The 24,698-nt window shown below is 59.8% G+C and carries 28 protein-coding genes and 1 tRNA gene; 17 read left to right on the top strand and 12 right to left on the bottom strand.

Features of this window, described 5'->3' with window-relative positions; translation table 11 throughout:
* The first annotated feature begins 34 nt into the window (after window positions 1-34).
* The 8 genes from I9184_RS03705 to I9184_RS03670 all read left to right on the top strand — a co-directional run bounded on the left by I9184_RS03705 (window position 35) and on the right by I9184_RS03670 (window position 5,391).
* Window positions 35-571: a DUF177 domain-containing protein gene (locus tag I9184_RS03705; protein ID WP_209832852.1), complete on the top strand. Its 537-nt coding sequence runs from the start codon at window positions 35-37 to the stop codon at window positions 569-571.
* A gap of 205 nt (window positions 572-776) precedes the next feature.
* Entirely contained in the window at window positions 777-983 is a 207-nt protein-coding gene (gene rpmF / locus I9184_RS03700; RefSeq protein ID WP_008756996.1) for a 50S ribosomal protein L32, read from the top strand.
* A 24-nt stretch (window positions 984-1,007) separates the two neighbouring features.
* Complete coding sequence (gene plsX, locus I9184_RS03695; RefSeq protein ID WP_209832850.1) at window positions 1,008-2,096, top strand: phosphate acyltransferase PlsX; 1,089 nt, start codon at window positions 1,008-1,010, stop codon at window positions 2,094-2,096.
* A gap of 21 nt (window positions 2,097-2,117) precedes the next feature.
* Window positions 2,118-3,089, top strand: coding sequence for a beta-ketoacyl-ACP synthase III (locus tag I9184_RS03690; protein WP_171723111.1), 972 nt, complete (start codon window positions 2,118-2,120; stop codon window positions 3,087-3,089).
* Window positions 3,090-3,185: 96 nt separating this feature from the next.
* Complete coding sequence (ihfA, locus tag I9184_RS03685) at window positions 3,186-3,488, top strand: integration host factor subunit alpha (protein WP_152458234.1); 303 nt, start codon at window positions 3,186-3,188, stop codon at window positions 3,486-3,488.
* Window positions 3,489-3,506: 18 nt separating this feature from the next.
* On the top strand, window positions 3,507-4,112 hold the full coding sequence (locus tag I9184_RS03680; RefSeq protein WP_209832848.1) for a MerR family transcriptional regulator: 606 nt from the start codon (window positions 3,507-3,509) through the stop codon (window positions 4,110-4,112).
* A 61-nt stretch (window positions 4,113-4,173) separates the two neighbouring features.
* Window positions 4,174-4,250: transfer RNA gene (locus tag I9184_RS03675), tRNA-Pro, on the top strand.
* Between the two features lie 61 nt (window positions 4,251-4,311).
* The gene (locus I9184_RS03670; protein WP_171631884.1) at window positions 4,312-5,391 is read left to right on the top strand and encodes a 2'-deoxycytidine 5'-triphosphate deaminase; all 1,080 of its coding nucleotides are present in this window, start codon (window positions 4,312-4,314) and stop codon (window positions 5,389-5,391) included.
* 3 nt (window positions 5,392-5,394) lie between these two features.
* Here I9184_RS03670 and I9184_RS03665 read toward each other — a convergent pair whose 3' ends face one another.
* From I9184_RS03665 to argS, 6 genes are all read right to left on the bottom strand, one after another.
* On the bottom strand, window positions 5,395-5,610 hold the full coding sequence (locus tag I9184_RS03665) for a hypothetical protein (RefSeq protein WP_171723108.1): 216 nt from the start codon (window positions 5,608-5,610) through the stop codon (window positions 5,395-5,397).
* Between the two features lie 65 nt (window positions 5,611-5,675).
* On the bottom strand, window positions 5,676-6,326 hold the full coding sequence (gene scpB / locus I9184_RS03660) for an SMC-Scp complex subunit ScpB (RefSeq protein WP_171631878.1): 651 nt from the start codon (window positions 6,324-6,326) through the stop codon (window positions 5,676-5,678).
* On the bottom strand, window positions 6,319-7,113 hold the full coding sequence (locus tag I9184_RS03655) for a ScpA family protein (RefSeq protein WP_171204907.1): 795 nt from the start codon (window positions 7,111-7,113) through the stop codon (window positions 6,319-6,321). Before I9184_RS03655 ends, scpB begins: the two co-directional genes overlap by 8 nt.
* Window positions 7,103-8,110: a beta-N-acetylhexosaminidase gene (gene nagZ / locus I9184_RS03650; protein WP_209832846.1), complete on the bottom strand. Its 1,008-nt coding sequence runs from the start codon at window positions 8,108-8,110 to the stop codon at window positions 7,103-7,105. Before nagZ ends, I9184_RS03655 begins: the two co-directional genes overlap by 11 nt.
* Window positions 8,107-9,171, bottom strand: a complete 1,065-nt coding sequence (locus I9184_RS03645; protein WP_209832844.1) for an SPOR domain-containing protein — start codon at window positions 9,169-9,171, stop codon at window positions 8,107-8,109. The genes nagZ and I9184_RS03645 overlap by 4 nt, the downstream gene beginning before the upstream one ends.
* 88 nt (window positions 9,172-9,259) lie before the next feature.
* Window positions 9,260-11,005 (bottom strand): arginine--tRNA ligase, encoded by a 1,746-nt coding sequence (gene argS, locus I9184_RS03640; RefSeq protein ID WP_209832842.1) that lies wholly within the window; start codon window positions 11,003-11,005, stop codon window positions 9,260-9,262.
* A gap of 133 nt (window positions 11,006-11,138) precedes the next feature.
* Between argS and I9184_RS03635 the strand changes: the two genes are divergently transcribed.
* Window positions 11,139-11,690 (top strand): hypothetical protein, encoded by a 552-nt coding sequence (locus I9184_RS03635; RefSeq protein ID WP_209832840.1) that lies wholly within the window; start codon window positions 11,139-11,141, stop codon window positions 11,688-11,690.
* Here the strand turns inward: I9184_RS03635 and I9184_RS03630 are convergent, their stop codons facing one another.
* A complete protein-coding gene (locus I9184_RS03630) occupies window positions 11,691-12,830 on the bottom strand; it encodes a deoxyguanosinetriphosphate triphosphohydrolase (RefSeq protein WP_171631863.1) in 1,140 nt (379 codons plus the stop codon).
* A 76-nt stretch (window positions 12,831-12,906) separates the two neighbouring features.
* Here I9184_RS03630 and I9184_RS03625 point away from each other — a divergent pair, with 76 nt between their 5' ends.
* On the top strand, window positions 12,907-13,230 hold the full coding sequence (locus I9184_RS03625; protein ID WP_152458245.1) for an iron-sulfur cluster assembly accessory protein: 324 nt from the start codon (window positions 12,907-12,909) through the stop codon (window positions 13,228-13,230).
* A gap of 278 nt (window positions 13,231-13,508) precedes the next feature.
* On the top strand, window positions 13,509-14,288 hold the full coding sequence (gene xth / locus I9184_RS03620; protein WP_209832837.1) for an exodeoxyribonuclease III: 780 nt from the start codon (window positions 13,509-13,511) through the stop codon (window positions 14,286-14,288).
* A gap of 4 nt (window positions 14,289-14,292) precedes the next feature.
* Here xth and I9184_RS03615 read toward each other — a convergent pair whose 3' ends face one another.
* Together I9184_RS03615 and dksA are read right to left on the bottom strand one after the other, a co-directional pair.
* The gene (locus I9184_RS03615) at window positions 14,293-15,438 is read right to left on the bottom strand and encodes an FAD-dependent monooxygenase (protein WP_209832835.1); all 1,146 of its coding nucleotides are present in this window, start codon (window positions 15,436-15,438) and stop codon (window positions 14,293-14,295) included.
* A 72-nt stretch (window positions 15,439-15,510) separates the two neighbouring features.
* On the bottom strand, window positions 15,511-15,933 hold the full coding sequence (gene dksA, locus I9184_RS03610) for an RNA polymerase-binding protein DksA (RefSeq protein ID WP_171167736.1): 423 nt from the start codon (window positions 15,931-15,933) through the stop codon (window positions 15,511-15,513).
* 382 nt (window positions 15,934-16,315) lie between these two features.
* Here dksA and I9184_RS03605 point away from each other — a divergent pair, with 382 nt between their 5' ends.
* From I9184_RS03605 to I9184_RS03585, 5 genes are all read left to right on the top strand, one after another.
* Complete coding sequence (locus I9184_RS03605) at window positions 16,316-17,161, top strand: MoxR family ATPase (RefSeq protein WP_171723102.1); 846 nt, start codon at window positions 16,316-16,318, stop codon at window positions 17,159-17,161.
* 101 nt (window positions 17,162-17,262) lie between these two features.
* Window positions 17,263-17,721, top strand: a complete 459-nt coding sequence (locus I9184_RS03600; protein WP_171723101.1) for a GNAT family N-acetyltransferase — start codon at window positions 17,263-17,265, stop codon at window positions 17,719-17,721.
* Window positions 17,718-19,085, top strand: coding sequence for a DUF2927 domain-containing protein (locus tag I9184_RS03595; RefSeq protein WP_171723100.1), 1,368 nt, complete (start codon window positions 17,718-17,720; stop codon window positions 19,083-19,085). The genes I9184_RS03600 and I9184_RS03595 overlap by 4 nt, the downstream gene beginning before the upstream one ends.
* Complete coding sequence (locus tag I9184_RS03590; RefSeq protein WP_171630689.1) at window positions 19,066-19,263, top strand: hypothetical protein; 198 nt, start codon at window positions 19,066-19,068, stop codon at window positions 19,261-19,263. Before I9184_RS03595 ends, I9184_RS03590 begins: the two co-directional genes overlap by 20 nt.
* A gap of 4 nt (window positions 19,264-19,267) precedes the next feature.
* On the top strand, window positions 19,268-20,452 hold the full coding sequence (locus tag I9184_RS03585; protein ID WP_171723099.1) for a VWA domain-containing protein: 1,185 nt from the start codon (window positions 19,268-19,270) through the stop codon (window positions 20,450-20,452).
* Window positions 20,453-20,467: 15 nt separating this feature from the next.
* On the opposite strand, the gene I9184_RS03580 is transcribed toward I9184_RS03585, so the two are convergent.
* Window positions 20,468-21,952: an inorganic phosphate transporter gene (locus I9184_RS03580; protein WP_209832833.1), complete on the bottom strand. Its 1,485-nt coding sequence runs from the start codon at window positions 21,950-21,952 to the stop codon at window positions 20,468-20,470.
* 217 nt (window positions 21,953-22,169) lie between these two features.
* Here I9184_RS03580 and I9184_RS03575 point away from each other — a divergent pair, with 217 nt between their 5' ends.
* Window positions 22,170-22,856 (top strand): M48 family metallopeptidase, encoded by a 687-nt coding sequence (locus tag I9184_RS03575; protein ID WP_152458255.1) that lies wholly within the window; start codon window positions 22,170-22,172, stop codon window positions 22,854-22,856.
* Between the two features lie 70 nt (window positions 22,857-22,926).
* Here I9184_RS03575 and I9184_RS03570 read toward each other — a convergent pair whose 3' ends face one another.
* Together I9184_RS03570 and I9184_RS03565 are read right to left on the bottom strand one after the other, a co-directional pair.
* Window positions 22,927-23,469: a PIN domain-containing protein gene (locus I9184_RS03570; protein ID WP_209832831.1), complete on the bottom strand. Its 543-nt coding sequence runs from the start codon at window positions 23,467-23,469 to the stop codon at window positions 22,927-22,929.
* Window positions 23,466-24,668 (bottom strand): class I SAM-dependent rRNA methyltransferase, encoded by a 1,203-nt coding sequence (locus I9184_RS03565; RefSeq protein ID WP_209832829.1) that lies wholly within the window; start codon window positions 24,666-24,668, stop codon window positions 23,466-23,468. The genes I9184_RS03570 and I9184_RS03565 overlap by 4 nt, the downstream gene beginning before the upstream one ends.
* Window positions 24,669-24,698: the final 30 nt, after the last annotated feature.

Here is a 24,698-nt window from a genome sequence, read left to right as displayed (position 1 = left end):
GCTGCCACGGTTCAACACATAGAAAGGCTCACGAATGGGCAACCTTACATCATTTCGGGTGGCTGACCTGCCCCAGAACGCCCCGACACCCTTTGAACTGCGCCCCGCAAGCGCCGAATTGGATGAGATCAGGCAAGATCTGGGGCTGCTGGGGCTGCGCAAACTCAGCTTTTCCGGCGAGCTTCGCGCACAGGGCAAGCGCGACTGGGTTCTCAACGGCAAACTCGGTGCAACCGTGATCCAACCCTGTGTCGTGACGCTTGAGCCGGTCACGACCCGGATCGACATTCCCGTGCATCGCACCTTTCTGGCCGATTGGACCGACCCCGATGAACCCGAGTTCGAAATTCCGCAGGATGACGAATCCGAGCCCTTGGGCCCGGAAATCGACCCCGCATTGGTGATGGTCGAGGCGCTGTCGCTGGCCCTGCCACAATACCCGCGCAAGGAGGGTGCGGAACTGGGTCAGGCAGACTATACCGAACCCGGAAAACAGGCGATGACCGACGAAGACGCCAAACCTTTCGCCGGATTGGCAGGATTGCGCGATACGCTCAAAAAAGACGAGTGACAGAACGCAGATTTCCTGTCATAGCAGGCGGTCAGAAAAATCGCTTGAACATACCGAGAATCGCAGTATTTTCGCGCGCTCATCGGATTTATGGTTGGACATTGCGGGGCCCGTCGCCTAAACGCGCGTCAAACCACGATAAACGAACTACGAAACCCGGGTCGGCAGCGAATCTGCGACCCCCAGTCAGACAAAGGTTGAGACCATGGCCGTCCAACAGAACAAAGTTTCCAAGTCGCGTCGCAACAACCGCCGCGCACACGACGCTCTGGTTGCTGCAAACCCGAACGAATGCCCGAACTGCGGCGAGCTGAAGCGCCCGCACCACGTTTGCGCATCCTGCGGCCACTATGATGATCGCGAAGTCGTCGCTCAGGCCGATGAAATCGATCTGGACGAAGACGCAGCCTAAGCCTGATCGAGCGCAGACCAAGGCATGACTGAACAGCCCACGCACGCCGGACGGATAACCATCTCGGTCGACGCTATGGGTGGGGACGCAGGTCCCTCTGTCGTTGTTGCCGGTCTTGCGAAATCGGCCGACAAGAACCCGAACATCAGGTTCTTGCTGCACGGGCCCGAACAGGTATTGCGCAAGCTTGTCACCAAACGGCGTGTCCTTGAGGGGCGCGTCGTTTTTCGTGATTGCTCGGGCGTGGTCACGATGGAGGACAAACCCAGTCAGGTCGTGCGCAACGGCAAAGAGACCTCGATGTGGTCCACGCTGGAAGCGGTACGCCAGGGCGAAGCCCATGGCGCGGTGTCCTGCGGCAATACCGGTGCGCTGATGGCCCTGTCGATGATGCGCCTGCGCAAACTGCCGGGCGTGAACCGACCGGCCATCGCGATACTGTGGCCCTCGCGCAACCCTCAGGGGTTCAACGTGATGCTGGATGTCGGCGCAGATGTGCGCGCCGACGCCAAGGACTTGCTGCAATACGCCCTGATGGGCGCCTCTTACGCGCGCAACGGTTTGGCCCTGAACCGCCCTCGGATCGGGCTGCTGAATGTCGGAACTGAAGAACACAAGGGACGCGCCGAACTGAAAGAAGCGCACTTGATGATCGCGGGCTTCGCGGAACAGGCGAATTTCGATTTCGTGGGTTTCGTCGAAGGCAGCGACATCCCCGGTGACAAGGCGGATGTCATTGTAACCGATGGCTTTACCGGCAACGTCGCGATCAAGACCGGCGAAGGTACGGCAAGCCTGATCGGCGACCTGCTGCGGCAAGCGTTCAAATACTCCCCGCTATCCCGATTGGCCTCGATTCTGGCTATCACGTCGCTGAACCGTTTGAAGAAACGGATCGACCCGCGACGCGTGAATGGTGGTGTGTTTCTGGGGCTGAACGGCACCGTGGTGAAATCCCACGGCGGCGCTGACGCGACAGGCGTGTCAGCTGCAATCAAACTGGCCTTCACTTTGGCGCAGTCCGGCTTTTCCGAAAAATTGGCTGCGCGGGTTGCATCCACTGCCCAGCTTGCACAAGATGCCGCGCAATCAGCGCCGCAAACAGATAAATAACAAAAAAGGCAGTACCGGAAAATGGCAGGCCGTTCAGTTGTAGTAGGTGTCGGGCATTATTTGCCTGAGCGCGTTGTCCCCAATTCCGAGTTTGAAAAAACCCTGGACACAACCGACGAATGGATAAAGACCCGCTCGGGGATCGAACGCCGCCATTTTGCAGCCGAGGACGAGACGACATCCGATCTGGCCACCAATGCCGCCCAAGCTGCGCTGGCCGACGCAGGCCTGACGGCGGATGATATTGACGCAATCGTACTGGCGACTTCAACGGCGGATCTGACCTTTCCTTCGGCCGCCACCATGGTTCAGGCACGGCTGGGCATGACCAAGGGTTTTGCCTTTGACGTGCAGGCTGTTTGCGCCGGATTCGTTTTTGCACTGTCCAACGCAAATGCGTTGATTGTTTCAGGTCAGGCCAAACGCGTGCTGGTGATCGGGGCCGAGACTTTCTCACGGATCATGGATTGGACCGATCGGTCCACCTGCGTTCTTTTCGGCGATGGCGCCGGTGCAGTGGTGCTGGAGGCCCAAGAGGGCAAAGGCACCGCCGAGGACCGCGGTATTCTGGCAACCGACCTGAATTCGGACGGGCGCTACAAGGATCTTCTCTATGTCGATGGCGGCGTTTCGACACAATCCACCGGGCATCTGCGTATGCAGGGCAATCAGGTTTTCCGCCATGCCGTTGAAAAGCTTACAAAAACAGCGGAAACAGCGTTGGAACGAGCGGGGCTGGGCAATTCCGACGTGGATTGGATCGTGCCGCATCAGGCCAACATCCGCATCATTCAGGGCACCGCCAAAAAAATGAACCTGCCGATGGAAAACGTGGTTGTGACCGTTCAGGATCACGGAAACACCTCGGCCGCATCCATCCCATTGGCCCTGTCCGTGGGCAAGCAGCGCGGACAGATCAAGCCGGGTGATCTGATCGTGACCGAAGCCATTGGCGGCGGTCTGGCCTGGGGCGCAGTGGTTCTGCGCTGGTAACCGGCGCAAACCGGCTTACACAGCCGCCCGCAATTCATTGATATTGACAGCGAATTTGCCATACCCATATGCTTCAATAGCAACAGGGGAATTAGCATGGGCGACAAAACACTGACTCGAATGGACCTGAGCGAAGCCGTCTTTCGTGAAGTAGGTCTGTCACGAAACGAAAGTGCGCAGCTGGTTGAAAGCGTTCTGAACCACATGTCCGACGCCTTGGTGCGTGGTGAACAGGTGAAGATCTCGTCTTTCGGCACATTCAGTGTTCGCGACAAGACCGCCCGTGTCGGTCGCAACCCCAAAACCGGCGAAGAAGTCCCGATTCAGCCGCGCCGTGTGCTGACTTTCCGCCCGTCGCATCTGATGAAAGATCGCGTCGCAGCCGGGAACCGCAAGTAAGTTCAGGACGTCCAGGTTATGAGTAAGTCCCCCGATGCCTTTCGCACCATAAGCGAAGTTGCGGACTGGCTCGGTGTTCAGGCTCATGTTTTGCGTTTCTGGGAAAGCCGGTTCACGCAGGTAAAGCCCGTCAAACGCGCAGGTGGGCGCAGATATTATCGCCCAAATGATATGCGTCTTTTGGGCGGGATCAAAAAACTGCTCCACGAAGACGGAATCACGATCAAAGGTGTCCAGCGTATCCTGCGCGAACAAGGCGTCGCACATGTCGCGGCGCTGTCCCCTTCCCTGGACGATCCCGGCCCAGCCCCGATTGCGCCTGCCCAGGACACCGTGGTGCCGTTCGAACCAAAGCCCGCCGCCGCCACGGAACAGGTTCGCATGGATCTGCGCGACCCGATCCAGCCAACCGGTAAGGACGATGCGCAGACAAACGCACGCGCCTCTGACGCGTCACAGCCGGAGCCAGAGCCCGAACTGGATGCCGCGCCCTTGATGGGTGGAATCGCGTCGCTTGCGTGGAAACAGACAGATTTTGATGACGACCTGCTGCGGCGCATCGCACCGATTGCAAAAGATCTGCGCCGCTGGCTGGACCGGGTTGAAACACAGGCGACGGGTTAGGACAAAAGGCATTGATTTCCTCTTGCCCCTGCCGGGAAAATCTTTATGAACACCCCAACGTCGGGCTATGGCGCAGCCTGGTAGCGCGTCCGTCTGGGGGACGGAAGGTCGCAGGTTCGAGTCCTGCTAGCCCGACCAAATTACACCGACGTTTATGGCATACAGGCCAGATCCCGCTCTGGCACCAGGGGGGATCGAGATGACAGGTGTTTGCCCAAACCAACAGCTAGAGGCGATGATCGCGCGCGGTGAGATCACCGCCGACCCAGAGGTTCTGCCTGCCCAGATTCAACCTGCCAGCCTTGATTTACGACTGGGAACAGTGGCTTACCGTGTACGCGCCTCGTTTCTTGCGGGCGAAGGCCGGACTGTCACGGATCGCTTGACCGAGTTTGAGATGCACCGCATCGATATCTCGGATGGCGCGGTTCTGGAAAAGGGCTGCGTCTATCTGGTGCCCCTGATGGAATCGCTTGCCCTGCCCGACAGCATGAGCGCCGTGGCCAACGCCAAAAGCTCGACCGGGCGGCTGGACCTTCTGACGCGGACGATCACTGATGGCGGCACCGAGTTCGACCGCGTGCCCGCAGGTTACACAGGCCCACTTTATGCCGAAATCTGCCCGCGCTCGTTCTCGGTTCTGGTTCGTCCCGGGATGCGTCTGAATCAGATTCGTTTCCGCCAGGGTCAGGCCGTATTGTCCGATGCGGAACTGAGGTCCTTGCATACCGAATCTCCGCTTGTGGACGGACCTGCCGTCATTCAGGACGGTCTGGGCTTTTCGGTCGACCTGCAACTGCCCGAGACCGATCTGGTGGGCTATCGCGCCAAACCTCATACCGGGGTGATCGATCTGGATCGAATCGGTGAATACGATCCGCAAGACTATTGGGAAGAGGTGCGCACCAAAGATGGTTGCATCATCCTGGACCCCGGCGCGTTCTATATCCTTGTCAGCCGCGAGGCGGTGCACATACCACCGATGTTCGCGGCTGAAATGGCGCCCTATCTGGCGATGGTTGGTGAGTTCAGAGTGCACTATGCAGGGTTCTTCGATCCCGGTTTTGGCCATGCCGCTGCCGGAGGGGCCGGTTCCCGTGGCGTGCTTGAGGTGCGCTGCCACGAAGCGCCATTCGTGCTGGAACACGGACAGGTCGTCGGGCGTCTGGTCTATGAGAAAATGGCTGAAATGCCGACGCAGCTTTATGGTGCGGGCATTGCCTCGAACTATCAGGGTCAGGGCCTGAAACTGTCAAAGCACTTCAAAGCCGCAAGCTGACCCCTAGAACTTCATGAACCGGCGCATTTGACGGGTCACGCGCTGTGCGTGCCTGAGGTTCTGCGCATGTCGCGGTGCACTGGTTTTTCCGGGCCCATTCGATGTGCCGGATCCGCCGCCCTTTCGGCTGGCCAGATCGATACCCTTGTTCACACCTTTGTTGACCAGACGGCGCATGACCTGGCGCACAATCATGTCGATGATCCGGTTTGCATTCATCGCTCAACTCCGTGTCCGCACGCACAAAGATAGACGCTTTATGCGGCAACAAAAGGGCTGTTCGATCAATCTTCTTCGAACAACTCGCTCTGGTCTTCATCAACTTCGTCCTCGCGCCCTTCGCCCAAGGGGATCGCACCCGGAGGAGGCCGATTCTCCAACAATCCCGCGGCGCGCAGTTCTTTCAGGCCTGGCAGGTCGCGCGCGTTCTCCAGGCCAAAATGATCCAGAAACTCAGGCGTCACCACAAACGTCACCGGACGACCCGGCGTCATGCGGCGGCGGCCCAGCTTGATCCACTCCATCTCAAGCAACTGATCGATGGTCCCGCGCGAGACCGACACGCCCCGGATTTCCTCGATCTCGGCCCGTGTGCAGGGTTGGTGATAGGCCACGATGGCCAGAGTTTCGATCGCAGCGCGGCTGAGCTTGCGCGTCTCGACCGTTTCCTTCTGCATCAGAAAGCCCAGATCAGGGGCCGTGCGGATGGCCCAGGCATCCCCTACACGCACAACGCGCACGCCACGCCCCTCATACCGTTTCTGAAGCAATTCAACCGCTTGCGCCGCGTCGCTGCCATGGGGCATCCGCGCCTCAAGATCCGCAATCGTCACCGGCTCGGCGCTGGCGAACAGAACGGCTTCGACCATACGCTCCTGCTCTGCCAGCGGAGGCGCCTCGAACAGCGTACCGGTCTCTTCAGGGGCATCAGTCACGTGTTTCGGTCCTCTTGCGCAATTGGATCGGAGCGAATGTCTCGCTCTGCTTGATTTCCATATGTCCTTCTTTCACCAGTTCCAACGAGGCCGCAAAGGTCGCCGCCGTTGCCGACCTGCGCCGTACCGGGTCGGAATCCCAGCCGTCGGGCAGGTAAGTTTCCATGTCGGTCCATGTCCCGGCAAACCCGATCAGCGGGCGCATCCGTTCCAGTGCCTGTTCCATGGTGAATACCGAATCGCGGTCCATCACAAACGGGCGGAATTCATCACGGGTGCGGATGCGGGCATAGCCCTGCATCAGATCCAGCAGCGTGGCGGAATAGGTGACGGTGCGGATCCGGGTGATATCTTCGCCCTGCCCGCGTTTGAAGAAATCCCGTCCCAGCTGATCGCGCGCCATCAACCGCGCAGCCGCATCGCGCATCGCCTGCAAACGTTCCAATTGAAACGCCAGATGTGCGGCCAGTTCCTCACCCGATGGTCCTTCGTCATCCGGATCTGGCGGCAACAGCAGGCGGGATTTCAAAAAGGCCAGCCAGGCCGCCATCACCAGATAGTCGGCGGCCAGTTCGATCCGCAGCGCCCGCGCCTTTTCGACAAAGGCAAGGTATTGCTGCGCCAGCGCCAGAACCGAGATTTTCCGAAGGTCGACCTTCTGCGTGCGCGACAGGGTCAGAAGAACGTCCAGCGGGCCTTCGAACCCATCGACATCAACGATCAGCGCTTCGGCCGCAAGACGATCTGCGACCGAGACAGGGTCTTCGCTGAAAAGATTATCGTTCATATACCTGCCCGCCCATTAGGGCAGATAGTTCCGCCTCGGCGGCAGGGATGTCAAGTTCCTGCGGAGCTTTGCGCATCGCCAGCGCCCGTTCTGCGCGGGCTTGTGCCACATCGGACATTTCCCCGGCAGCTTCCAGCACCTCGGCGCGCTCGGCAAAGCTTCCGTTGCAGTGTAGAACGACGTCACAGCCCGCGCTTATGGCTTGCCGCGACACCTCAGCGGGCGTTCCGCTGAGCGCCTTCATCCCGATGTCATCGGTCATGATCAGCCCGCCGAAGCCAATCCTGTCGCGGATCACATCCATCATGGTTGCCGAGATGGTGGCAGGTTGCGGGTCAATCCGGTCATAGACCAAATGCGCAGTCATCCCCATCGGCAGGTCGTTCAAGGCCCGGAACGGCACGAAATCGCTGCGCTCAAGCTCATCCAGGGGCAGATCCACATGCGGCAAGTCATGGTGGCTGTCCAACGTGGCGCGTCCATGGCCCGGAATGTGTTTGAGCACCGGCAACACACCGCCATCCAGATGACCCTGCGCCACGGCTTTGCCAATTCTGGAAACGCGTTCAGGATCAGCGTCATAACAGCGGTTCTTCAGAAACTTGTGCGTCTCGGGACGCGCGACATCCACCATGGGCGCACAGTTGCTGTCGATGCCCAGACCAAACAATTCATCGGCAATCAGGCGGTACCTCAGATACATGGCGCGCTCGGCCTGCTCGGCGGCATTGGCCACGTGATCCAACGGAGGCAGCCATTCGCGGGCCAGCGGCGCCCGCAGGCGCTGCACGCGGCCGCCTTCCTGATCGATGGTGATCGGGCAATTGCGCCCGACAGCCTCGCGGAAATCATCACACAAGGCGCGCACCTGATCCGCGTGGTCGATGTTGCGGGCAAAAAGAATGAACCCGAACGGGTTCATTTGCCGAAACAAGTCTTTTTCCTTTTGCGTCAGGCGCAGGCCCTCTGCATCGGTGATCGCGGCACCGTACTTCACCTGACGGCCACCGGGATACAATCAGCCCCTTGCGCAACAAGCGCGGCACAAAACTGGCGCGAGTCGCTCAGGTCTTCAAAGCCCAGCACGCGCAGGCGGTAAAAGGTGCGCCCACCGCTTGAGGTCTTCTGGATAACACGCTGTTTTCCGGCCATATATTCGCTGAACTTCCCGTTCAGGCGATCCCATTCCGTTTGGGCAACCTGAACGCTGTCATAGGCCCCAAGCTGCGCCAGACGCGTGCCTTTCGCCAGCGTATCAGGATCAACATCCAACCCAACCGCAGCCTTCACCGCAGCATTGATAGCGTCTTCGGAATTCTCACTTGGCGACACCCGGCTGCGTGAGGCGCGTGCCGGGCGGGTCAAGGGGCGCAAGGACCGGCGCACGCCCGGCAGCGCGGCAATGGCCGGGTCCGGCAAGGCGGCTGCGAAATCGGCCGGGTCAATTGCGGGTTCTTCCTCGGGGGTGGTCAGCGATGCCACCTGCACGCCATCCTCAGCGTTTTGCTGCGTTTTGGCTGCTTCACCAGCCAATTCCGCAACCAGCGCATCCACTGCGTTCTGGCGCATTCGGGCGGCTTCCTGGGTTGAAATCGGCTTTTCCACGACATGCAGCGCTGGTGTCGGCTTCAGATCAGCGGCAGGTACGTCTTCATCCGTCAACGAGACCGGCCGCGGCGCAAGGATCAGACGATCCGCCGGGGCGGCAGCACTGCCCTTGGCGGCCACGGCATTGACGGCCAAGCCCTGATGATCGGCCGGTGTTCCGCCCGGGTTTTCGGGCTGCACCCGCATCGGCCCTTCGGCCGCACGCACGACCGGCACGCCGCTGACATCCCGCATGACAAGCTTGTATCCCCAGATACCGACGCCGGCGACCAGTGCCAACGATGCGACAGCCCCCAGGAAATTGACCGCCCGCCCCAGTCCGAACGCGCCGCGCGGCGCGTCGTAATCCTGCATCTCGTCGGGATAGTCATACGCATCCTCGAAATGCGCTTGATTCGGGTAATCATTCTGCCCGGGGCTTTGGTGCCCCGAGAAATCGTAACTCGCCATGTCCGCCTCACTGCCCGCTTCGCGCCCGAAAATAAGGCGCGCGGGTCATTTCTTGCCTACCTCGTACCGGCGGTTCGGGCGATATTTGTTACCGCATCTCCTGCGCCGGGGTGACGCCAAGAATACCCAAGCCCGCTGAAATCACAACAGAAACGGCCCTGGCCAGCGCAATTTTCGACTGGCTTGTGGCAACATCGCCATCCTGAATGAAACGCAACTGGGTTTCATCATTGCCCTTGTTCCACAGAGCGTGAAAATCCCCTGCAAGTTCATACAGATAGAAGGCGACGCGGTGCGGTTCGTTGGTCCGCGCAGCGATCTCGACCAGGCGTGGCCATTCCGCCAGCTTCTTGGCAACCGTCAGTTCGGCGGGGTGGTCCAGCGACGCCAGATCGGCCCCTCGCAAGGTGTCGTCGGTGGCGTCGATCCCCGCCTCGGCGGCACGGCGCAGCACGCTCATCACCCGGGCATGGGCGTATTGAACGTAGAACACGGGGTTCTCGCGGCTCTGTTCCAATACCTTGTCGAAATCGAAATCCAGCGGCGCGTCGTTCTTGCGGGTCAGCATCACGAAACGGGTCACGTCGGGACCAACCTGATCGACCACATCCCGCAGGGTGACAAAGTTCCCGGCCCGTTTCGACATCTTGAACGGTTCGCCATTTTTCCACAGTTTCACCAACTGCGTCAGCTTGATATCCAGCGGCACATTGCCATCGGACAAGGCCGACACGGCCGCCTTCATCCGCTTGACATAGCCGCCATGATCCGCCCCGAACACGTCGATCAACGCGTCAAAGCCACGGCTCACCTTGTCATAGTGATAGGCGATATCGGGGGCGAAATAGGTCCAGCTGCCATCCGACTTCTTGACCGGGCGGTCGACGTCATCACCATGTTCGGTGGATTTGAACAAGGTCTGTTCGCGCGGCTCCCAATCTTCGGGCTTTTTGCCCTTGGGCGGCTCCAGCACGCCTTCATAGATCAGGCCCTTTTCGGTCAGCGATTGCAGCGCGGCCTCGATCCGGCCCGTGCCATAGAGCGATTTCTCCGAGAAGAACACATCCATCTCGACGCCCAGCGCCTTCAGGTCGGCGCGGATCAGGTCCATCATCGCGTCGGTCGAAAACTCGCGCAGCTCTTCCAGCCATTCGCTTTCCGGCTTGTCGATCAGGCTGTCGCCATATTTCTCTTTCAGCGCCTCGCCGATCGGGATCAGATAGTCGCCGGGATACAGCCCTTCGGCAATCTCGGGGCTGAGGCCATTGGCCTCGCGATAACGTTCGTAGGCCGACCGCGCCAGCACATCCACCTGCGCGCCGCCGTCGTTGATATAGTATTCACGGGTCACGTCATGGCCCGAATAGGCCAGCAGGCTTGCCAACGCATCCCCGAACACCGCGCCGCGTGTGTGCCCGACATGCAGCGGACCGGTCGGGTTGGCCGAGACATATTCGACATTGACCTTCTGACCCTGCCCCATGGTCGAGCGCCCGAAATCGGTGCCGTTTTCCAGAACCGCCGCCAACACACCTTGCCAAACGGACGGCGCAAGACGCAGGTTCAGGAAACCGGGCCCTGCCACTTCTGCGCTTGTGATCCGGTCATCCGCCGCCAGTTTCCCGGCCAGAACATCCGCAATGTCGCGCGGCTTCATCCTGGCTGGTTTCGCCAGCACCATCGCGGCGTTGGTTGCCATGTCCCCATGGGCCGCATCGCGCGGCGGCTCGACCGCCACGTTGTCAAAGCTCAGCCCCTCGGGCAATGCGCCTTCGGACTGCATCTGCGCCAGCGCGTCCAGTACAAGGCCGCGGATCTCGGAAAACAGGTTCATTTCGGATGTCCTTTTGCTTGTCGCGGGGTTTACCACGCAAACCGGCAAGGTCAATGGACGCCTAATGTTTAAGCTTGGTTTGGCGAAACATCTCGCTAATCTTGGGCCTGTACGCCGCTACCGGAGACCGTTGATGCACCGCGCCTTGTCCTTTGCCTTGCTTTTGTCCACCGCCTTGCCTGCGCTGGCCGACCTGCCACAGCCCAAAGGCCATGTGCTGCTGACGCTGGGCGGCAAGGTCAGTGAAACAAACCTGCCTGCGCGAGGTGAGAATGACGGCGGTCTGCTGGGCTATCTGGAGGTCACGCATGACGGCGCGGCAGGGTTTGACGCAGCCATGCTGGACGGGCTGGAGCAGTTCGAGATCACAATCCCCTATGGTCCTCCGGGCAATGAGCGGGATTACAGGTTTTCGGGCCCGCTTTTGGCAGACGTCATGACACTGGCGGGGGCCGAGGGGAAAACCGCTTTTCCCATGGCGCTGGATGGGTATCAGGCTGAAATCGAGTGGGACAGTATCGCAACGCACAAACCGATCGTTGCAACGCATGCTGATGGCGCACCGATGGGGATCGGAGGCTATGGCCCGACAATGATCGTGTTCCCACCGACAAAGAACGCCGATCAGTCTGCGAAACAAGCGGCTCAGCAAGTCTGGGCCATCGCTTACATAGCCGTGGAGTGATCAGCCCGTCAGCCGCGCATGGTCCTGCAAGGCAAATCGGTCGGTCATGCCCGCAATGTAATCGGAAACGATGCGGGCCAAGGCTGTGTCGTCCCTGGCAGCTTCAATGTCATCGTGCCAGCGCACAGGCATTTGCCTGGGATCGTTCATGTAGATCGGAAACAGATCTTCCACGATCTTTGCCACCTCTGCCCGCACTGACATCACCCTGGGTGCGCGATACATACGTGTGAACAGAAACGCACGGATTTCACGCAGTTGCGCCCAAACCTCATCCGAGAACTGGATGACAGGATACCCAAGATGTCGGATTTCTTCGACGGACTGCGCGCCAGAAACGGCAATGAGATCGTTCGAAGTGTTGATGACATCCCCCACCATGACCCCGAAAACCCGCCTTAGCGCTTCGTGACGCCGGCGATAGGAATCCAGCCCTGGGTATCTGGCATCCACCTCGGCGTAACACACCCCGACAATCGGCAGGTCCTGCAAATCGTCATCCGTGAACAAGCCTGCGCGCAATCCGTCCAGAAGATCGTGATTGTTGTACGCTATGTCATCAGAAAGGGCCGCAACTTGCGCTTCCGCGCTGGCATGGGTGTGCAGTTCAAGATCGAATTCCTGATTGCACTCGGCCAATGCCCAGGGCAGATCGCCCTCAACCGGGCCATTGTGCTTGGCTATTCCTTCCAGACATTCCCAGGTCAGGTTGCACCCATCGAATTCTGCATAGTGGCGCTCCAGCTTTGTGACGATCCGAATGGCCTGCGCGTTGTGATCAAAACCACCAAAGGGTTTCATCAACGCGTGCAACGCGTCTTCGCCGGTATGTCCAAAGGGCGTGTGCCCCAGATCATGCGCCAGGGCCACGGCTTCGGTCAGCTCTGGGTTCAGGCCCAGAGCACCGGCAATGGTCCGGGCCACCTGCGCCACCTCGATGGAATGGGTCAGGCGGGTGCGGTAGCTATCGCCCTCATGCTCAACGAAAACTTGCGTCTTGTGTTTGAGGCGCCGAAAGGCACTGGCGTGAATGATCCTGTCCCGGTCGCGCTGAAAGCATGATCGGAAACTGCTTTCCTCCTCGGCTACGAGCCGTCCCCTGGTGCGGTCCGGATCCGAGGCAAAACTAGCTCTGTCCAAATGGCCCGTCCTTGTCGCCTGTCCTTGCACTTTCTATATTGTATGGCGTAACGGAAGGAAACCTTTGGAGACCGGCATGAATCTGCCCCCAACAGTCACGGATCGCGCCTTTGAACGCCTCGCAGAAATCGGCGCGGCGGATCAGGGTCAGGCACTGCGCGTCGCAGTGGAAGGCGGCGGTTGCTCGGGGTTTCAATACGAAATCGCTTTGGATACGCCGAAAGAAGATGATCTGGTCCTTGAAGGCAAAGGGCAAAAAGTCATTGTCGACGCCATTTCGCTGCCCTTCCTGGAAAACGCGGTTATCGACTTCACCCAGGAACTGATCGGTGCGCGATTTGTAATCGACAACCCCAACGCCACCTCTTCCTGCGGTTGTGGCACATCTTTTTCGATGTAACCGTGGGGGCTTTGCCCCCACACCCCCAGGATATTTTCAGCCAGATGAAGCAGAGGTCCGCCCTCTGACCGAAAGACCAGAGGGCTTCACCTGGCGCTGTCATCGGCGTCCCCGCCTGTACCGCCACTTCAGCTTGAAGAAATTCGGTTAATAATCCGTTTCTTCATCTGGCCAAAAATATCCCGGAGCGCGAGGCAGAGCCTCGCAAATACGATCTCCGCCTTGCCGTTGGGCCCGTTCTGCGCGATAGGTTGCACCAAGTCTTCGGAGGATCGCGCATGAAAATCGCCACGTTCAACATCAACGGCATCAAAGCGCGGGTCGAAGCCCTGCCCCGTTGGCTGGACGAAGCGCAGCCGGACGTTGTGCTGTTGCAAGAGATCAAGTCGGTCGATGAAAACTTCCCGCGCGAGATATTCGAAGAGCGTGGGTTCAACGTGGAAACCCATGGACAAAAAAGCTTCAACGGCGTTGCAATCTTGTCGAAGCTTCCCCTCGAGGATGTATCCCGCGGCCTTCCCGGCGATGACGCGGATGAGCAGGCCCGTTGGATAGAAGCCACCGTCGTTGGTAAAAAGGCTCTTCGGATCTGTGGATTGTACCTGCCCAATGGCAATCCGGCGCCCGGCCCGAAATACGATTACAAACTGGCATGGATGGAGCGGCTTTATCACCGTGCCCGTGATTTGCTGGCAACCGAAGAACCTGCGTTGATGGCGGGGGATTACAACATCATCCCGCAGGTGGAGGACGCCAAACGCCCCGAAGCATGGCGCGACGATGCATTGTTCCGCCCCGAAAGCCGCGCCTCATTTCGCAAAATCCTGAATCTGGGCTTCACCGAAGCGTTCCGGGCCACCACCCAAAGCGCGGGGCACTATTCATTCTGGGACTACCAGGCCGGGGCCTGGAACCGGAACGACGGAATTCGGATCGATCACTTTCTGCTGACCCCACAAGCGGCAGATCTAATGCGGGATTGCCAGATTGATGCAACCGTGCGCGGGCATGAAAAACCTTCGGATCACGTGCCTGTCTGGGTCGATCTTGATATTTAGCGGTTCAGGCCGTGACGTCGTAGCTGTAGATCCATTCGTAGCGGCGCGACAATTTCCGTCCGATGGCCATAAGCGCACATTGGGCCGCCAGACGGGCGGGGCCTGACAAGTGGAAATTGCGTGCGTTCGACCCGGCAGCGGCAACCACGCTTTCTGCCCTTGGCCGGCGCGTTTTCTCGTAGGCGGCAAGCGCGCTGGTGACACCCGAGTGTTCGTCGAAAGATCGTGCAAGCGTCCAGGCATCTTCCAGCGCCAGGCAAGCGCCTTGCGCCATGAACGGCAAGGTCGGATGCGCCGCGTCCCCCAGCAATGCCAAACGACCGTTCTGCCATTTTTCTGCGACCGGGCGCAGGAACAGGGCCCACAGATTCACATCCGAGACCTTTGACAGAATCTCACCTACCGGACCGCCGAACCCTGAAAAACGTGCACGCAATTCATCCGGATCGCCGTTCAGCTTCCATCCCTCTTCCCTCCAGTCCGAGCGTTCCTCGACCGCAACGATGTTCATCATGCTTTGATCGCGCAAAGGATAGGTTACGACATGCCGACCCGGCCCCATGGTCAGGGATGCCGTCACCACGCCTGAATCCGGTCGCCAGGGAATGGTGGCGCGCCAGGCGACCTGGTGCGTGAACTCGGGTGTCTCGGGCCCGTTCAGAGCCGGGCGAATCGCGCTTCGGCCACCGTCGGCCGCGATGACGCATTCGGCGCGCAGCCGTTCGCCGCTCGCCAACAGAATTTCGGCTTCGTTGGGGTGTTTGTGCACGTTGGAAACCTTGGCCCCCAGACGGACATCCACGCCGGCCTTGCGGGCCGCAGAATGCAGCAGATTCAACAGATCGGCGCGGTGAAAATAATAGGTCGGGCCAGCCGAAGGACCGGGCAGCCGGCTGACAACGCGGCCTTTGCGGTAATCGCGCAAGATCGTACCGTGCGACTTCTGGCCCGCAGACAGATCCGCCACCCCAAGCGCGCGCAACACGCACAACCCGTTTTCACTGATCTGCAGACCGGCGCCAACCTCGGTTAATGCCGGGGCTTGCTCTAGCAGGGTGATCTGCGCCCCGAGTTGCCGCAGCGCCAACGCAGCCGCCAGACCGCCGATGCCGCCACCAATTACACAGAAATTCAACCGATTGATCTTCATGCCCCCCGCATAACGCAAAAACGCCAGAGCCACAGGCCCCGGCGTTCGAAATTTTCCAGTTTCACCCGGCGATCAATCGTCGCGATGGACCTTTTCGCGGCGCTCGTGGCGCTCTTGCGCCTCCAGCGTCATGGTCGCAATCGGACGTGCATCCAGGCGTTTCAGCGAAATCGGATCGCCGGTCTTTTCGCAGTAGCCGTATTCACCTTCTTCGATCCGGCGCAGGGCTGCGTCGATCTTGGCAACCAGCTTGCGCTGGCGGTCGCGTGTCCGCAGCTCCAGAGCGCGATCGGTCTCCTCGCTCGCGCGGTCTGCGACATCCGGGATGTTTCGGGTGTTGTCCTGCAGCCCTTCGATCGTATCGCGGCTGCCCGCCAAAAGCTCATTCTTCCAATCCAACAGCTTGCGGCGGAAATATTCAAGCTGACGTTCATTCATGAAAGGTTCATCTTCGGCCGGGCGGTAATCCTCCGGCAGAAAAACTTCCTGTTTCATATTTGCTCCCTCGGTATGGCCAGAAACGTCGGTCGCGGATGTTTCACCTGACATTTGGCACCCCCTTCTGCGCAGCGTTTAGCCGACGGGCGTGGGATTGTCACTACACAAACGTTGCTTCAGCACGCCCTCGCGCTGTTTTGTCTAAATATGAGACAAACAACAACAAAACCCTGTTTTTCTATGAAATTTAGCAGGCCTTTTTGAGGCAGGTGTCAATTTGCAGGGTACATTCGCGCGCACGAATCAACCAAAAGGGCTTGGAGTTCCTGCAAAAATCGCCTCAACCGACGCAGGGACGCGGGTTGTCAAAATCATTGACCGTCTGTAACCCGGACAACACAACCTGCCCACGGATCACGAAAAACCACACGAGAGGCCCATGACCGCACGCTTTCAAGGTACAGCCGAATATGTCGCCACTGACGATCTGACGATTGCCGTGAACGCCGCCGTCACACTTGAACGCCCATTGCTGGTCAAGGGCGAACCCGGCACCGGCAAGACAGAACTTGCCAAACAGGTGGCCGGCGCACTGGGGCTGAGGATGATTGAATGGAACGTGAAATCCACCACCCGCGCGCAGCAGGGCCTGTATGAATATGACGCGGTCAGCCGCCTGCGGGACAGCCAGTTGGGTGAGGAACGCGTGCATGACGTGTCGAACTATATCCGCAAGGGCAAGCTGTGGCAGGCCTTCGAGGCCGACGAAAAGGTCGTTCTGCTGATCGATGAGATCGACAAGGCGGATATCGAGTTTCCAAACGACCTTTTGCAGGAACTCGACAAGATGGAGTTCCATGTCTACGAGACAGGGGAAACCATCCGGGCCAAAAACCGCCCGATCGTCATCATCACCTCGAACAATGAAAAGGAATTGCCGGACGCGTTTCTGCGCCGCTGCTTCTTCCACTACATCCGCTTCCCGGACGAGGCCACGATGCGCCGCATCGTCGAGGTTCATCACCCCGGCATCAAGGATGCGCTGCTGACCACCGCCCTGACCCAGTTCTATGAAATCCGCGAGACGCAGGGGCTCAAGAAAAAGCCGTCAACATCGGAAGTGCTGGATTGGCTGAAGCTGCTGCTGGCCGAGGACCTGAGCGCCGAAGACCTCAAACGCGGCGGCACAGATGCGCTTCCGAAACTGCATGGCGCGTTGCTGAAGAATGAACAGGATGTGCATCTGTTCGAACGTTTGGCCTTTATGGCACGCGGCAAACGATAGCCGGACGGTGACCAGACGGTGATCATGGCTTGCCTTGCGGCGGCCCGGATGCCAGCATCGGCCCATCTGGCGAAACAGAGCTTCGCCGCCCACAGAATTGGATGACTCGCGTGGCGAACGCACTGACAATCCGCACCCTGCGTGCCGAGGACAAAAGCCAATGGGCCGACATGTGGCGGGACTATCTGGCATTTTATGAAACCGCCCTGCCCGATGATGTATACGAAACAACCTTTTCCAGGCTGCTGGGCGACGACCCGCAGGATTTTTCCTGTTTCGTTGCCGAGCAGAATGGCGCCCTTGTCGGACTGACACACTATCTTTTTCATCGCCACGCCTGGAAGGTGGAATTGGTCTGCTACCTGCAAGACCTGTTCGCGCGACCCAAGGCACGAGGGGCAGGCGTTGGCCGGGCCTTGATCCAGGCGGTCTATGACGAGGCCGATCGTCAGGGCGCGCCGTCGGTCTATTGGCTGACCCAGGATTTTAACCACACTGCGCGGAAACTGTATGATCGCATCGGCACACTGACACCGTTCATCAAGTACGCCCGCTCATGAAGCGATTGAGTGCCCTTTTTCTGGCACTGGTTGTTGCCGGCTGCGCGACGGTTGAAACGATCGAGCTGCCCGATCAGGTCGCGCCCATCGAAGCAAGCCTGCCGCCTGCCAAGTCTTTTTCAACGGCACGTCCTTCGCCGCCTGCTCGATCGAACAAGAACATCGCCTCGGATTTCTTGTCCCTGCATTTTGAACTGGAAAGCGGCGCCGCCCTGCCCGTTTTCACGCGATTTGAGACCCCGGTCACAGTCCGCCTGGCCGGATCGCCGACCGCAAGCATGCAGCAAGATCTGACCCGGTTGCTCAACCGCCTGAGGCGTGAAGCCGGAATCAACATCCGACAGATCGACGAAGGTCAGGCGAATATCACCATCGAAGCCGTCAGCCAGAAAGACATTCTGCGCATTCTGCCCAACGCGGCCTGTTTCGTCGTCCCCAACTCCTCCAGCCTTGAAGAATATCGCCGTGACCGCCGAAAGATAAAAAGCAGCTGGACAGAACTGCACAAACGCGAACGGCTTGGGATTTTCATCCCATACGACGTCAGTCCGCAGGAAATACGTGATTGCCTGCATGAAGAACTGGCGCAAGCGCTTGGTCCGCTGAACGATCTGTATCACCTGCCGGATTCGGTGTTCAACGACGACAATATCCATACGGTTCTGACCGGGTTCGACATGTTGATCCTGCGGGCTGCCTATGCGCCGGAACTGCGCACCGGCATGACCCGCGATCAGGTTGCCGCGGTCATCCCGGGGGTTCTGAGCCGGATGAACCCGCGCGGGGACAGGGTGCCCGTTCAACCCTTTACGGATACACCGCGCGAATGGATTGACGCGATCCAGAAATCACTGGGACCGGGCGCGGGGTCGCCCAGACAGCTGCGCGCTGCCCGAAAGGCGGCACGGATCGGTCAGCAGCAGGGATGGACGGATCACCGCCGCGCCTATCCTCATTACCTGATGGGCCGGATGGAACAATTCCGGGACCCCATCGAAGCCCAACGCCAGTTTCAGATTGCGCAGCAATTTCTGAAGGCCACGCCCGGCACAGAGGTGCATCAGGCCTATGTCACCACGCAAACCGCGGCATTCGCGCTGGCACAGGAAAAGGGACCCAGTGTTCTGCCCGAGCTGAACAGGGCCATCGATGTCATGACACGGGCAGAAAATGCGTCTTTGCTGGCCACGTTGCTGTTGCTGAAATCAGAAGCGCTGAAACAGGCGGGGCAGATACAGCAGGCACGTGCCGTCAGGCTGGACAGCCTGGGATGGGCGCGGTACGGGTTTGGCTCGGATCTGGTGGCCCAGTCATTGTCGCGGGGCAATGGCCGAAGAAACACGGATGGCACGAAAGACGGATGACGCACATATGTTGGTAGTTCTGGGAATGGCGGCACTGGGTGCAACCTTGGGCGCCCTGACCGCGAAAAAGCGCAGCGGTAATCGGGCCGACATGGCGCAATATGCCGCCGGATACGGCATTGCCTTTGCGCTGGTGGGTCTGGTGATCTCGTTGATTCTGGTGCGTTTGGTGGCCTGACACGATGTTCCTGCCCTTTTTCGAAAACCTTCGCAAAGCTGGCATCCCGGTATCGCTGCGGGAGTATCTGACTTTTCTGGAAGGCATGAAAAAGGGTCTGGCCACCTATGATATCGAGGCGTTCTACTATCTCGCGCGCGTGTCGATGGTGAAGGACGAACGCAACATCGACAAGTTCGACCGCGCCTTTGCCGCCAGTTTCGAAGGACTGAATGAGATCAGCTTCGATCAGGTTCTGGAAGCCGTTGACATCCCCGGCGACTGGCTGGCCAAAATGGCCGAAAAGCACCTGTCTGATGAAGAAAAAGCCGAGATCGAGGCGCTTGGCGGTTTCGACAAGCTGATGGAAACGCTGCGCGAGCGTCTCAAGGAACAACAAGGCCGCCATCAGGGCGGCAACAAGTGGATCGGCACGGCCGGGACCTCTCCTTTCGGGGCCTATGGCTACAATCCCGAAGGCGTGCGCATCGGCCAAAAGGAAAGCCGCCACCAGCGCGCGGTCAAGGTTTGGGACAAGCGCGAATTCAGAAACCTGGACGACACGGTTGAACTGGGCACCCGCAACATCAAGGTTGCCCTGAAACGCCTGCGCCGCTGGGCGCGCGAAGGTGCTGCGGAAGAACTGGATCTGGACGGCACCATTCGCGCTACGGCCGAGCACGGCTATTTGGATGTCAAAACCCGACCCGAACGTCACAACGCGGTCAAGGTTCTGCTGTTTCTGGACGTTGGCGGATCAATGGACCCGCATATCAAAGTGGTGGAAGAGCTGTTTTCAGCCGCACGGTCCGAGTTCAAGCATCTGGAATATTTTTATTTCCACAATTGCCTTTACGAGGGCGTCTGGCGTGACAATCGCCGCCGCTGGGACCAGCAGACGCCCACGCATGAAGTGTTGCGCACCTATGGGCCCGACTACAAATGCATCTTCGTCGGCGACGCCTCGATGAGCCCGTATGAGATCGCCTATCCCGGCGGCGCCAACGAGCATTGGAACGCAGAGGCCGGGCAGGTCTGGCTGCAACGCGCGCGGGATCAATGGGCGTCGAACCTGTGGATCAATCCCGTGCCCGAGAAGTATTGGGAATACACCCACTCCATCAGCATGATTCAGGAGATCTTCGAAGGCCACATGGTGCCGATGACCCTGGCCGGGCTGGAACAGGGCATGAAAGCGCTGACCCGTTGAGGTCAGCGCCAGAGTTTACCCGGCAATTCCCTGAATCCCAAGAAACAGGATCGCTGCCAGCATTGCAGCGGCGGGAACCGTGATAACCCACGCAGCAACGATGGTCAGGAAATGCGACCGACGAACCAGCTTGCGGCGGCGGCGTTCTTCCGGCGCGACGCGGGGGCGTTCAGGGAAAGCCCGGCTGGCGCGTCTCAGCCGTCGCTCGGCATCCCATTCCCGAAAGAACCCGACACCGAAGACAGCGCCAACCGCGATGTGGGTGGAACTGACAGGCAGGCCCAGCCAGCTTGCAACGATCACCGTGATTGCGGCCGACAGGGCGACGCAATAGGCCCGCATCGGGTTGAGCTTGGTGATCTGGCTGCCGACCATACGGATCAGTTTCGGACCAAACAGGAACAGGCCGAACGATATCCCGAACGCACCGATGACCATGACCCAATAGGGAATGCTGACGGCATGAGTGAAGTCGCCCGAGGCAGAAGCCTGCACAATCGCTGCCAACGGTCCCACCGCGTTGGCAACGTCATTTGCACCATGCGCAAAACTCAGCAGTGCCGCAGACACGATCAGCGGAATTCCAAACAGAATTTTCAGCGACTTGTTGCGGTTTTCAAGCCCCTCGGACTGGCGGCGGATCACCGGGATCATCACTGCCCAGATCAGCCCGCCACACGCCGCACCGATCAGCAACGCTGTCCCGAGATCAATCTTGATGATTTTCTTGAGACCCTTGAGCGCCAGATAAGATGCAAAGGCGCCCGCCATGATCCCGACCAGCATCGGCACCCATTTGCGGGCCGCGGCGATCTTGTCTTCCTGATAGATGATCCTGGCCTTGATGAACCACAGGAAACCGGCTGCGACCAAGCCTCCCAGAAGTGGCGAGATCACCCAGCTGGCAGCGATCTTGCTCATGGTGCCCCAGCTTACGGCGCCGAACCCAGCCGCAGCGATCCCTGCCCCCATTACACCGCCCACGACCGAATGCGTGGTGGAAACCGGCGCGCCGATCCAAGTCGCCAGATTGACCCAAAGCGCCGAGGACAGCAGCGCCGCCATCATCGCCCATATGAAGACGTCGGCCGTTCCCATGCTTTCCGGCGCGATGATTCCCTTGGCGATGGTCGACACGACATCGCCCCCGGCAATGAGCGCCCCGGCACTTTCAAAAACAACGGCAATCGCGATGGCACCGCCCATCGTCAGCGCATTCGCCCCCACTGCGGGACCCATGTTGTTGGCGACGTCATTGGCCCCGATATTCAGCGCCATATAGGCCCCGAACATCGCCGCGATCACGACGACAAGTGAATTGTTGCCCTGCCCGAACAGGAAAGCGGCCACAAGGCCTGCGACGACAATGAATGCCAGGGCGATCCCTGAGCCCACAAAGGGTCGTCCAGCCTGTGCGGTCGCCATTTCGAGGCGTGAAAAGCGCCGCAAATCCCGGTCGAGTGTTTCCAGGTGACGCGCTTCATAGTTCTTGTCGGTCATGGGTCCCCCATCGATAGCGCCCTGTCGGTTAAGTGGGATCGTTGAAATAATCAACAGCTCATATCGCAAGATCACAACTTATCGAAGGTTGTGCCGATTTCGGCGCACGAAAAAAGGTTATGCCGATTTCGGCGCACGAAAAAAGATTATGCGGGTCCCGACGCACATCCCGCAGGTGTGACTTGCGCAAAGCCCATGTTCGGACCATATCTTTGACATGCTTCGATTGACCCCGATCCTGCTGGCAATTGGCTATGCCATCGTGATGTACCGCATTTCGGTCTGGCGCACCCATCGTGAGTTGGACGCAAAATCGACCGAACTGGCCGACCCGGTGCTGAAACGTATGACGGACCGGCTGGCCGCAGCTTTGGAAATCGATCGGGTCCCCGTCTATATCTACGAGATTGACCCGGTGAACGGGCTGGCTGCTCCGGATGGTCGGATTTTCATCACGCGCGGGTTTTACCGAAAATTCCGCAACGGAGAGGTGTCGGCCGAGGAAATGGCCAGCGTGATCGCACATGAGCTGGGACATGTAGCCTTGGGTCACGCAAAGCGACGGATGATTGATTTTTCAGGCCAAAACGCGATGCGGACGGCGCTGATCATGGTGCTGAACCGGTTTATTCCGTTTATCGGAGCGATGATTGCGAATGCCTTGACATCATTACTGGCCTCGCGCCTGTCACGACAGGATGAGTATGAGGCGGACGAATATGCCGCCGCCTTGCTGACCAAGGCCGGAATCGGGATCGGGCCGCAGAAATCCTTGTTTCACAAGCTGGAAGACCTGACGCAACAACGGGCGGGCGTTGCCCCGGCATGGTTGATGAGCCACCCGAAAACGGGTGAGCGCATTGCGGCACTGGAGGCCCTTGAGCAGCGTTGGGCGCGTGGCTGAGGGTGCGCAGCGAGAGGCCAGCCTCTCGCGCTCTCCGGGATATTTTTAGCCAGATGAAGTGGGATCCAGTTTATTGGGTGAGCGCCTTGCCAAGGCGTGGAAGGCGGGCCTTTTTCATCAGCGCCCGCAGGGTCCATTGGTGGCCGGAAAGGCGGATGGCTTCACTCAGAACGCGATCGGCGATGGTCGCCAGGCCGTCAGGGTCAGATAGCCAGAGACCATGCAGCAAGCCGTCGGGATCTCGGCGGTCGAGCCCCTCCTCTGCCAAAATATTTCTGGGGAAATCCTTGGCGTTGACGGTCACGATGACGTCGGCCGAGGCGGTGATGGCCGTCGCCAGAACGTGGATATCGGCTGCGTCGGGCAGCCAGAGGCGCTGCTCCAGCCCCGGGACCGGCGCGTGTTCGGCCCTTGGCCACTGCGCTTGCGCCAAGGCAATTTCGGCGCGGGCTTGCGCCTCGCCCGTCGGGCCCAGCTTGCGCGCGGCGCGGGCCCATTCTTCGAGGATGCGGGCAGACCAGATCGGAGTGAAATGGCCAAGGCGGGCCGCGCCCAGCAGCATCTCGCGCATCACCGTGGGATAGATGACGCAGGTGTCGAGAACGGCCTTCACAGGCGGTAGAACACTGCTTTGAGGTAGCCGCTTTCCGCCAGTTGCGGCAGTTGCGGGTGATCGGGACCCGCAAACCCGGTGTGGATCAATTGCGCCTGACGCCCGGCGCGCCCGATCCCACGGGAGGACGCATCGCGGAACCGGCTCAGGTCAGCCGCGTGCGAACACGAACACAGCCCCAGATAACCACTGGGTTTGACCAGAGGCGCCGCCAGTCGTGCGATACGTTCATAGGCGCGCAGCCCCGCATCCAGCGCTTGCCTGGACGGCGCAAACGCGGGCGGATCGCAGATCACCACGTCAAATCGCGCGCCTTCTTCGCCCAGTTGAGTCAGAACCTCGAACGCGTCGCCCTGTCGGGTCTGGAACTTTTCAGCAAGGCCCGACGCCTCGGCCCCTTTTTTCGCCAGGTCGAGCGCGGCGGCTGAGCCATCGACGGACAATGCCTGCCCCGCACCGCCTGCAAGCATCGCCAGACCGAAGCCGCCCACATGGCTGAACACGTCCAGCACCTGCGCATCGGGATGAATCAGGCGCGCGGCAAAGGCGTGGTTGGGGCGCTGGTCGTAAAACAGCCCGGTCTTCTGACCGCCTGTCAGATCCGCCATGTAGGTGGCGCCATTCATCGGTACCGGCAGGGGCGCATCGGGCGCGGTTCCGCGCAATACCTGGTTGACGTCGTCCAACCCCTCCAGCCCGCGTGTACGGCCCGAGGCGTTCTTCAGCACCGTGGTCACGCCAGTGACTTTGACCAGAGCTTGGGTCAGCACATCCAGGCGCGCCTCGGCCCAGGCCGCGTTCGGCTGAATGACGCAGGCCTCGCCAAAGCGGTCGATGATGACGCCGGGGAAGCCATCCGCTTCGGCATGGATCAGGCGATAATACGGGGCGTCGAACAGGCTTTCCCGCAGATCAAGGGCGCGCTGCAAACGGCTCTCGAACCACGTCGCGTCAAGCTGTGCGTCGATATCACGGTCCAGAACCCGGCACATGATCTTGGACGCGGGGTTGACCGCGACCAGCGCGACGGGCGCCCGTTTGTCATCTTCGAGCACGGCCAGAGCGCCCGCCGGAATTTTTCGGGTACGGCGGTCGGTGACGATGTCATTGGCGTAGACCCAGGGGAAACCATGGCGCAGGCCGCGCGCATTGGCTTTGGGTTTCAGGCGGATACGGGGACGGTCGGCAGATTGGGTCATGGCGCCCTCATAGTCCTGAACGCGCCGGTG

Origin of the sequence: Ruegeria sp. HKCCE3926, from assembly GCF_017872515.1 — a bacterium.
GTDB lineage: Bacteria > Pseudomonadota > Alphaproteobacteria > Rhodobacterales > Rhodobacteraceae > Ruegeria.
The sequence above is the reverse complement of the archived record's forward strand: the minus strand, read 5'-3'. Positions and strand labels throughout refer to the sequence as shown.

Bases quoted from the DNA above. Each gene is read 5' to 3' on its own strand.
- I9184_RS03605 (WP_171723102.1), top strand. From the start codon at position 16,316: ATGACCGCACGCTTTCAAGGTACAGCCGAATATGTCGCCACTGACGAT.
- I9184_RS03585 (WP_171723099.1), top strand. From the start codon at position 19,268: ATGTTCCTGCCCTTTTTCGAAAACCTTCGCAAAGCTGGCATCCCGGTA.
- I9184_RS03600 (WP_171723101.1), top strand. From the start codon at position 17,263: ATGACTCGCGTGGCGAACGCACTGACAATCCGCACCCTGCGTGCCGAG.
- I9184_RS03590 (WP_171630689.1), top strand. From the start codon at position 19,066: ATGGCACGAAAGACGGATGACGCACATATGTTGGTAGTTCTGGGAATG.
- I9184_RS03665 (WP_171723108.1), bottom strand. From the start codon at position 5,610: ATGAATGCAAACCGGATCATCGACATGATTGTGCGCCAGGTCATGCGC.
- argS (WP_209832842.1), bottom strand. From the start codon at position 11,005: ATGAACCTGTTTTCCGAGATCCGCGGCCTTGTACTGGACGCGCTGGCG.
- I9184_RS03635 (WP_209832840.1), top strand. From the start codon at position 11,139: ATGCACCGCGCCTTGTCCTTTGCCTTGCTTTTGTCCACCGCCTTGCCT.
- I9184_RS03655 (WP_171204907.1), bottom strand. From the start codon at position 7,113: ATGAACGATAATCTTTTCAGCGAAGACCCTGTCTCGGTCGCAGATCGT.
- rpmF (WP_008756996.1), top strand. From the start codon at position 777: ATGGCCGTCCAACAGAACAAAGTTTCCAAGTCGCGTCGCAACAACCGC.
- xth (WP_209832837.1), top strand. From the start codon at position 13,509: ATGAAAATCGCCACGTTCAACATCAACGGCATCAAAGCGCGGGTCGAA.
- I9184_RS03680 (WP_209832848.1), top strand. From the start codon at position 3,507: ATGAGTAAGTCCCCCGATGCCTTTCGCACCATAAGCGAAGTTGCGGAC.
- I9184_RS03690 (WP_171723111.1), top strand. From the start codon at position 2,118: ATGGCAGGCCGTTCAGTTGTAGTAGGTGTCGGGCATTATTTGCCTGAG.
- I9184_RS03670 (WP_171631884.1), top strand. From the start codon at position 4,312: ATGACAGGTGTTTGCCCAAACCAACAGCTAGAGGCGATGATCGCGCGC.
- I9184_RS03580 (WP_209832833.1), bottom strand. From the start codon at position 21,952: ATGACCGACAAGAACTATGAAGCGCGTCACCTGGAAACACTCGACCGG.
- I9184_RS03705 (WP_209832852.1), top strand. From the start codon at position 35: ATGGGCAACCTTACATCATTTCGGGTGGCTGACCTGCCCCAGAACGCC.
- I9184_RS03645 (WP_209832844.1), bottom strand. From the start codon at position 9,171: ATGGCGAGTTACGATTTCTCGGGGCACCAAAGCCCCGGGCAGAATGAT.
- I9184_RS03565 (WP_209832829.1), bottom strand. From the start codon at position 24,668: ATGACCCAATCTGCCGACCGTCCCCGTATCCGCCTGAAACCCAAAGCC.
- I9184_RS03625 (WP_152458245.1), top strand. From the start codon at position 12,907: ATGAATCTGCCCCCAACAGTCACGGATCGCGCCTTTGAACGCCTCGCA.
- dksA (WP_171167736.1), bottom strand. From the start codon at position 15,933: ATGAAACAGGAAGTTTTTCTGCCGGAGGATTACCGCCCGGCCGAAGAT.
- I9184_RS03595 (WP_171723100.1), top strand. From the start codon at position 17,718: ATGAAGCGATTGAGTGCCCTTTTTCTGGCACTGGTTGTTGCCGGCTGC.
- plsX (WP_209832850.1), top strand. From the start codon at position 1,008: ATGACTGAACAGCCCACGCACGCCGGACGGATAACCATCTCGGTCGAC.
- I9184_RS03575 (WP_152458255.1), top strand. From the start codon at position 22,170: ATGCTTCGATTGACCCCGATCCTGCTGGCAATTGGCTATGCCATCGTG.
- ihfA (WP_152458234.1), top strand. From the start codon at position 3,186: ATGGGCGACAAAACACTGACTCGAATGGACCTGAGCGAAGCCGTCTTT.
- I9184_RS03615 (WP_209832835.1), bottom strand. From the start codon at position 15,438: ATGAAGATCAATCGGTTGAATTTCTGTGTAATTGGTGGCGGCATCGGC.